The organism is Neobacillus niacini (genome assembly GCF_031456445.1).
In the GTDB taxonomy this organism is placed as follows: Bacteria; Bacillota; Bacilli; order Bacillales; family Cytobacillaceae; genus Neobacillus; species Neobacillus niacini_I.
Genome location: NZ_JAVDUQ010000068.1, coordinates 1 through 8,131, shown reverse-complemented (window position 1 = coordinate 8,131; position 8,131 = coordinate 1). Strand labels below are relative to the sequence as shown.

Here is an 8,131-nt window from a genome sequence, read left to right as displayed (position 1 = left end):
ATATTTACTTCTCTTTGACATAAAAAATCCCCCTAAAGTAACGACAGATTTTTGTTTTTTCATCTGTCCACTTTAGAGGGAGCATATCAATTTGGGAATCGGCTTTTTAGGTTGAAAATCTGCTTAACGTACACAGTTTCCATATAATGTTGCCGATACCTTTTCTATACGTCTTTTTTTATGACAAAAATCGACAAAATAAATGAAAAGTAATATTTTTTTATATCGAGAACCAATTAAAGATAGTAGAGAAAAACAATAAAGCCGCTTTCGCCAGATGTTCTCCTGTGATTTTGCATCCTATTTGCGTTGCTATTTGCTATTTTGCACCCTTAAAGAGAACCCGTTAAAAAGATATTTGGTTCCTTTTTTATACCGTGCAGTCTATCACCTTAGGCATTTATTGATTTGCCAATACCTCCACAATCCGATCCTCAATTTTCTTACCTTTTTCCTCATCCAATAGGTTATTCAACAAAATGGAAAAAATAAGCTTTTCACCGCTTTTTGTTTGGACGTACCCCGATAAGGAAGTCACGGTGCTAATCGTCCCTGTTTTAGCCCAAACCTTACCTTTCGTTAACGGGGTCCTCAATCGGTTTCGAAGAGATCCCCCGACCCTTTTCTCACTTTCGCCCGCTACCGGTAGTGAATTCAGGAAAATAGGAAACCAAGGTTTGTTTTGGACAGAATATAGCAACTGCGAAATTTGATTGGCTGGAATTAAATTGACATGAGATATGCCAGACCCATCCCTGAGCAGAATTGTTTTCGGGTTGACCCCAAAGTTTGGAAGCTCATTTTGGATGACCTCAAGACCTTTTTCCCAGCTTCCCTCACCTTTAACAATCCGTCCCATTTCCTTCGTCAAAACCTCGGCATGACCATTATTGCTTAACTTCATAAAGGGAACGAGCAGCTCGGAAAGTGGCATCGAGGAATGACTGATTCGCTCTATTGCATCTTTAGGCGTTTTCCCTGTTCTAATTTTTCCAGTTAATTTAATGCCATGTTCGGAAAGAGATTGTTTAAATAGTGCAAGCGTATAGTTTGTTGGTTCCCAAACACCGACCCATTCCCGTTCACTTTTGCTATTCAAGGGAATGGCTCCGGAAATCGTGATGATATTATTCCCATGCCCCCGCTCAATTTTCAGATCCTTTTTAGAGTCAGCAGGACCGGTTACCACTTGATTGACTATTTTTACAAAGCTCGTTTTGGGTGACACCGATACGGTTGGTTTCGTTCCCTGATGGCTGCTCGGCTTCACCCGTACAATAACCGTTCCTGCATCATAGTCCTTATCAGGGGAAACGGTTAAAGCGGAAATTTGAGCACCATAATAAGTAGTTTCATCGGACCACGGTAAATCGGTTGAATAACGGACATTGTCAAAACATGAATCATCCCCAACCAGGTCACCCTTAATCTTATTGATCCCGCTCTCCTTGATTTGTTTTGCCATGTGGTCAAGGTCCGTTTTTAATAGGGTTGGGTCACCATATCCCTTTAAATACAGGCTGCCATATAATGTTTTTCCTTTTATCCTGCCTTCTGTAAGCACATCAGTATTAAATCGGTAATTTACCCCCAAAGCGTTTAGTGCCGCTGCAGCAGTCAACAATTTCATATTTGAAGCCACGCGCAGGCGGGTTTCACCCATGTGGTCATAAATGATTTGCCCTGATGATGCTGACCTTACACTGATTCCGGCAATTGCACCTTGTAAATCAGATTCATTCATTAGGAGATGATTTAATTTTTGGTCCAATGCTATTGGGGCTTTGGCATGAACCGGGGTTCCATGTATGTAAGGTACCGCTGCAGCGATGATAAGAAATAATATAAGTTGATAATTTTTTACTCTTTTATTCAAACCTTTTTTCAAACCTCCTTTTCCCTCTAAAGTTTGTCCAAAAGTTTTTGAAAAAAATATTGCCAGTTTACTCAAATTATATTTTTTACAACCGAAATTTTTTGATTAAGATATTCCCAATTTTGCGGAGAAGGCAAACTTAACTGCCAAAAAGTAGTTCCTAAAAGCAGATACACGTCCAACAATTTATATTTTTCCATATAACTTCGAATATCCTCATACCAGACTACATGCTCCTCGTTATTTTTCCAATAACGATACCATGGCGATTTCGCCGTATTCTCGAACTGAATTTGTTGACCTGTTACAATCGCTTGGTTTTGGGCAGCAAGAACAGATAAAGCATGCGTTGAATGGGTTAAAGCAATTTTGTCATACCCATAAAGAGGCATTGCGATTTGTAGTTTTCGCGGATTGATTTGCGTAAGTGAATAACGGACTACCTGCTCCATCCAAGTAATAGGAGCAATCGGATCAGGCGGACCTGTTGGATACCCGTAATCAATGGTCATCACAGCCACAATATCAGCTGCATTTCCAATGGCCATATAATCATAGGCACCAATAATTCGATTCGTCGGAATATCAGCCGTCTTGGCGTGAACATTCACGTGAAGAATCAGGTTACCTAATGCGGCTTTTAAATCAGTCAGAAATTTATTGAAGTCCTGACGCCTTGGCGGTGGAATAAATTCAAAATCGATACTCACTCCGCCAAAATCTCTTTGAGAGGTTAAGTTAACAATACTTGCAATTAAATTTTGTCGATAGGCTGGATTTTCTAACACCCTACCCGCCAGCTCAGCACTAAAGTCCCCTTTCGTAAAATTTCGGATCATCAATAAAGGGGTAATATTTAATTGATTGCATTTGGTTACTATTTCAGAGTCCTCTATCTCATTAAAAGCAAAGCCCTCTTCGGTAAAGGAATAGGCAACGACCGCCAAATAAGTAAGTTGGTTAGCCAAAGTATCAAGTGTAGAAAGAATCTCCCCTTTTGCGGATGGAACAATAAAGCCGAGGGTTGCTATTTCCATTTTAATAGGTGAAGGAATAGCAATGATTTGACCAACAACTATGTGATTAGGATTTATACCCGGATTGGCTGCTAGAATCGCAGCAGTACTCGTATTAAATTGATTGGCTAACTGCCAAATTTGATCCCCTGCTTTTATTTGGTAATAGCGAATGGGCAGCTGTGTGTCGGGAAGATAAAGTGCAAGACCGGGTACGAGGGACGTTGTAGAAGTTAACCCATTAACTTGGGCAACGATTTGCAGGGGGATACCATACAACCTGGATATCCCCCACAAATTCTCTCCCTTACTAACCACATGTACCGCCATATCATCACAACCTTTTTGTATCCTTTTAACCATCTTATGGGGATGATTGGCTAATATACTAGAGAGGGTGAAGATATTTTTAGCTATTTAAAGGAAAATAGAACTACCTCTTATTAGTTTATCTTTACCTAATTTATAACCGCGGATCAATCGGCTCCGCTTCCAGCGCCAATACGCCAAGCACACATTCATGCACGCGTTCCAATGATTCCCGCTGTACAAACCTTTGAACCGATTCCAGTCCTAGGGAAAACTCCTTCAAGGCATTACGCTGCTTTTTCCCGGCATTTCTTTGCTTTAGCCTAATTAAATTCTTAGGCTTTAAGTAATCAATCCCATAAATAATATGCAAATAATATGGAAATTCCTTTTTTACTTGTCCACAGAACCCTAACTTTAGCACTTTTTGAGAAGTAATCGTATTTTTTATTGATTAATAACTCAACTTTCGCACCAATAAAGTAGGTGATAAATGTTGATTGTTATAGGACTGCGGCCTATTTCATTATGTTGATTGACAGCTTTAAAAAAATGAAAAACAACTCGTTTCTTTGGTAAAGTGTAATTGACTAGAAAACAATATCATACAGAAGAGGTATCTCCTATATGATAGATCAAAATAGCCAATACAACCCTGGCCAAAGATCGGATTCTCCTCACCAAACCCTTGAAATTGCAAATGATAAGTAGTTTATTCTTTCCACAATAAAATAATGCTTATAGTTATCCATCACCAGAATGAGAATAAACACATGTTTTAGAGCATTTTGAAGATTTGCTCCCCTTTAAGGGTGATAAATCGTGCCGAACTCTGTTGGTGAATTTTCTTATTTGCCACGCAGCGTTCAATCTTCACTTGATAGCCGATTGGATCGAATAACGCTGGAATTTCCTCGTTAATTAAATCAGAAGTAGCTGGTCCAAAGGCTATTTCCATTTCAGATATTTTTCTTGTGGTTTCCCATTTAACGCTGTGCCCAGGGCTTTACGAATGGCCGAAGTAAAAATACTGCTAACCGCAAACTCACGATCATTTATGTAAGAAGTAATATCATATAAGTCTGCTGAGTTCTGGACCAGGTCAATGGCGTCCGGCTTTACATATATCAGAAATTGGACCTCATCCGTGCTAAAGGTCGTATAGAAAATCCGGGTTTTAAAGCCTTTTTCATCTCGTTCATAAGTATTATTCGGATTTTTGGCGAGAAGATAGGAGACCACCTCTGCCCCCTGCCCCTTTACCGTGAATGAAAGCTGCATTTTTGCACCCCACTTTTGTTTAGTATTATTTTACCATTATTTCATATATAAGGAATGATTACCAAGCATGAAAAAGACCGTTTTCACGGCCTTCATTTTAATATTAAAAATCAAACTCATCGTCATGCCGATAGCGGCGGTATTTTGCTGCATGACAGGAATCACAGATAGGAAAAGCATGATCCCATGGCAGTTTTCTTCCACAATTCTTACACTTTTTCACAAACTTCTTGATATCCGTTTTTAACCGTTCCTGAACCTGGTCACTAACCTCCTCACGCAATCGTTCCCAATATATTGCTTCCGTCCTCTCGCCCAACCGGTACAAAAACAATAAGTGAAGACCGACTGCTTTATAAGAAAGTTCAAGCTCCTCAAGGCTGCGATCTTTGACGATAGGTTCTGGGAGCTCTCTTCCGTCGATAATCGCATACATCGTTTGCTCCCACTGCTTTGTCAACACAGGTTCATTTTTAGAAAAAGGTAAATGCAAGAACCCATAAAGATCCATTAACGGAAGCCGTGCTTCAATATCGGTTCCGGCAATCAACTGATAAAGCGACCGCTCTTCTGATAGTGATGCCTTCTTTGTGCCCTTCGGACTTTCAAATTCCCCCCATAATTCAAAGAATGTCCCAAGGTCGCGGTAATAGCGTTGGAAACGTTCAAACACCGAATTAGTCGGTGCAATCGCGAAGGTATGAACCGGTTCATCCTCCTGCATTAAGAGTCGGCGCATTGTTTTAATATCATTTGTGAATGCAACCTTCCCAACATCATAAATCCCTTTTCTGCCGGCACGTCCGGCAATTTGCTTCACTTCTTGAGAGGTAAGCAGCCTTCTTCTCGTTCCATCAAATTTTTCATTTTCCAAAAAGACGATCCTTCGGATAGGCAGGTTTAGTCCCATCCCAATCGCATCTGTTGCAACAATGACCTTTGTTTTTCCATCATTAAATTGTTGAATTTGCTTTTTCCTTGTTTCTGGTGGCATGCTGCCATAAATCATACTGACTTTATGGCCGTCATTTTGCAGCCTTGAAGCCGTTTCAAGCACACGGCGTCTTGAAAAACAAATAAGCGCATCCCCTTTTTTAATATGCTTGATATGAAATTCCCTTGATTCCACTTCAAGCGGGGTATCCCGGCTGTATTCATGAATCTCAATATCCGAATTACCCAAAAGCTCTAGCAGCATATTTTTTGAATTTCGGCTGCCGATGATATGCACTTCTTTAGCATTTGCCTTCGTAATCGCTTTGTACCAGGAAAATCCCCGGTCCTTATCAGTAATCATTTGCGATTCATCAATGACCACCACATCATAAAATTCTTTTTCGTGAAACATTTCGACCGTACAGGAAATATGATTGGCACCAAGAACGATTTTTTCCTCTTCCCCTGTTTTTAAGGAACAGAGTGTTCCTTCGGCATTTAATTTATCATAGACTTCAAGCGCCAAAAGGCGGAGCGGCGCTAAATATATGCCGCTGTCTGCAGCCTTCATCTGCTCTAAGGCATGATGGGTTTTCCCCGTATTGGTTTCTCCAATATGAAGAATATAGCGAATTTGCCTGCCCAATGATGGATTGTATTCCTGACCGAATATATCCTCCATCATCCGGGCTTCTTCTTCTCTTTTTCGTTGTAACTCCGCTTCCTCTTCTGCTCTTTTTCGTTCTCGTTCCGCAAAATCTTTTTCAAAAATTTCTCGGTGAACCTCTACATCAAATGGAATATCAACAAGTTTTAACAGATCTGAAACATATTCCTCCTGGATATCCTGGGTAAAATATTCCTCCACCTCATAAATGAGATTTTGGATGCTATTTTTTACAAAAGAGGCGGAAAGTTTCTCATTAAAAGTATCTTGAAATTGCTGTTGGATTTTCTCCGGTAGATTTTCCAATATTTTATGTGGCAAGAGTTCAGAAACATAGTCGGAAATCAGGCCCTCATAAACAAAAAAATAGGTTTCGTATTCGTAAAAGCTTCTTCCCCAATGAAGCATTTTATGGACATCGCCAGTTAGTTCCTCAAAAAAGGTTGCCAACGTGGTATAAGCATTAGGATCAAAATTCCCTTGATTGACTAGTTTTTCTTCGATGGCAAAGGTATCAACGGATTGAAATTTTGGATTGTTTTCAAAATCTGCCGCTAATTGAACCGCAACAAATCTACGGATATAAAGATAAAAATTTTGGTATTGATCTTCGATATACTTCACAGCAAAGGAATCAATTTTATTTTGCAACAGCTGTTTTTCAGCCTGCAGCTTATTTTCCTCTTCTCTTTTTAAAAAATCTGCCTTTGCTTTATGGTACCGTCTTTCCCATTTTTCTTCTTCACCCTCAAAGGTTTCCTTCAGCCATTCCAAGGCATCAAACGGTTGATACGTCCGCATTTCATCACGAAACAGTTTATTGATTAATTTCCGGTCGATGCCTTCCACCACAAAACCTTTTTCTTTTAAAAATGCCTTTTTTTCATTCCTTGGTACGTCATTGGTCGATTTATTCAGCCAAACATTGATCCAAATTTGTTCGGTATATTGACTTCGATCGGAGAGATATTGTTCAAAGCTTGGTATTGTTTCTTTCGATTCCAAATAGTGATCAATGTCTTCATATAGCTTTTTTTTCGTATGTTCGACCGCTTGAGGATAAATGACAGTTAATTTACTCATTTCGCTAATCTCCTCTTTAAAATTTGCATCTTTTCTGATTTCTTTTTTCCTTATTATTATGTATAATGAGTTCATAGAGAACATATAGTAAAAAAGACCGAGCAATGACACTCGGTCAATGCAATAGACGGTTCCCCATTGGGAGTCGGCATATTGGGAAGAGATAATCCACCGTTTATGCTTGTCGGCTCAAGGGTGGATTATTTTTTTTTGTGAAATGACAGCACAGTGACGATGAGACCTGCAAATGAAATTGCCAGCGTCAAAGCTTGATAAACTGTCAAACGGCATCACCCCCTTTCAATAGGAGTGATCCGACCACCCTTGAGAGATCCTATTCTATTGCATTTTTAATTATAGCATAAATTTCCACATAGAACAAGCGTTCCCTAAATATTATGTTGGTTGCAATATTGGTCCACTAAATCCTCGATTTGATCCAGCTCCGGGAATTTTCCTGAAAACTGAAATTTAATTTCTTCGATAAACTGTTCCCGATTATATACATGGATGGCTCCATTTTGCTGTATGACGCTAAATTCCGGTACAAACCGGTAACCGCTTCTTTCGATTGCCCCCATCATCATGCTCCTTTTTCAATGTTTTGGTTAGTATTTGCAGATGTTGGGGGAATCATCCTTGATGTTAATAATGTAGAGTGTTCTTTTAACTTATGGCCTCTTCTTTTCACTTTAAGGGTAATCGAACGAGTTTTCTTTACCCTTTTTAGGGAAAAATCCGCTCAGGCGGGCATTGAAACTCCTTTTCTTTTCCCCTTTTATGAAAAAACCTACTCAGGCGGGCATTGAAACTCCTTTTCTTTTCCCCTTTTATGAAAAAATCCGCTCAGGCGGGCATTGAAACTCCCTTTCTTTTCCCCTTTTATGAAAAAACCTGCTCAGGCGGGCATTGAAACTCCCTTTCTTTTCCCCTTTTATGAAAAAACCTGCTCAGGCGGGCATT

General features: G+C 39.6%; 10 protein-coding genes. 1 reads left to right on the top strand and 9 read right to left on the bottom strand.

Annotated elements, in window-relative coordinates:
• Nucleotides 1-400: 400 nt before the first annotated feature.
• From dacB to J2Y67_RS27200, 9 genes are all read right to left on the bottom strand, one after another.
• Nucleotides 401-1,876: a D-alanyl-D-alanine carboxypeptidase/D-alanyl-D-alanine endopeptidase gene (dacB, locus tag J2Y67_RS27230; RefSeq protein ID WP_310179264.1), complete on the bottom strand. Its 1,476-nt coding sequence runs from the start codon at nucleotides 1,874-1,876 to the stop codon at nucleotides 401-403.
• A 71-nt stretch (nucleotides 1,877-1,947) separates the two neighbouring features.
• Nucleotides 1,948-3,255: a LysM peptidoglycan-binding domain-containing protein gene (locus J2Y67_RS27225; protein ID WP_310179263.1), complete on the bottom strand. Its 1,308-nt coding sequence runs from the start codon at nucleotides 3,253-3,255 to the stop codon at nucleotides 1,948-1,950.
• A 100-nt stretch (nucleotides 3,256-3,355) separates the two neighbouring features.
• On the bottom strand, nucleotides 3,356-3,625 hold the full coding sequence (locus J2Y67_RS27220) for a metallophosphoesterase (protein WP_310179261.1): 270 nt from the start codon (nucleotides 3,623-3,625) through the stop codon (nucleotides 3,356-3,358).
• Nucleotides 3,626-3,878: 253 nt separating this feature from the next.
• Nucleotides 3,879-3,974 (bottom strand): hypothetical protein, encoded by a 96-nt coding sequence (locus J2Y67_RS28155; RefSeq protein WP_396954149.1) that lies wholly within the window; start codon nucleotides 3,972-3,974, stop codon nucleotides 3,879-3,881.
• 5 nt (nucleotides 3,975-3,979) lie between these two features.
• The gene (locus tag J2Y67_RS27215; RefSeq protein WP_310179260.1) at nucleotides 3,980-4,159 is read right to left on the bottom strand and encodes a hypothetical protein; all 180 of its coding nucleotides are present in this window, start codon (nucleotides 4,157-4,159) and stop codon (nucleotides 3,980-3,982) included.
• Entirely contained in the window at nucleotides 4,150-4,482 is a 333-nt protein-coding gene (locus J2Y67_RS27210; RefSeq protein ID WP_310179256.1) for a hypothetical protein, read from the bottom strand. The genes J2Y67_RS27215 and J2Y67_RS27210 overlap by 10 nt, the downstream gene beginning before the upstream one ends.
• 103 nt (nucleotides 4,483-4,585) lie before the next feature.
• Nucleotides 4,586-7,168, bottom strand: a complete 2,583-nt coding sequence (locus J2Y67_RS27205) for a DEAD/DEAH box helicase (RefSeq protein WP_310179254.1) — start codon at nucleotides 7,166-7,168, stop codon at nucleotides 4,586-4,588.
• A gap of 200 nt (nucleotides 7,169-7,368) precedes the next feature.
• A complete protein-coding gene (locus J2Y67_RS28150) occupies nucleotides 7,369-7,452 on the bottom strand; it encodes a putative holin-like toxin (RefSeq protein WP_396954150.1) in 84 nt (27 codons plus the stop codon).
• Nucleotides 7,453-7,557: 105 nt separating this feature from the next.
• The gene (locus J2Y67_RS27200) at nucleotides 7,558-7,749 is read right to left on the bottom strand and encodes a YbxH family protein (protein WP_310179252.1); all 192 of its coding nucleotides are present in this window, start codon (nucleotides 7,747-7,749) and stop codon (nucleotides 7,558-7,560) included.
• Nucleotides 7,750-7,767: 18 nt separating this feature from the next.
• On the opposite strand from J2Y67_RS27200, the gene J2Y67_RS27195 reads away from it, so the two are divergent.
• Nucleotides 7,768-7,977, top strand: a complete 210-nt coding sequence (locus J2Y67_RS27195; RefSeq protein ID WP_310179250.1) for a hypothetical protein — start codon at nucleotides 7,768-7,770, stop codon at nucleotides 7,975-7,977.
• The last annotated feature ends 154 nt before the right edge of the window (nucleotides 7,978-8,131 follow it).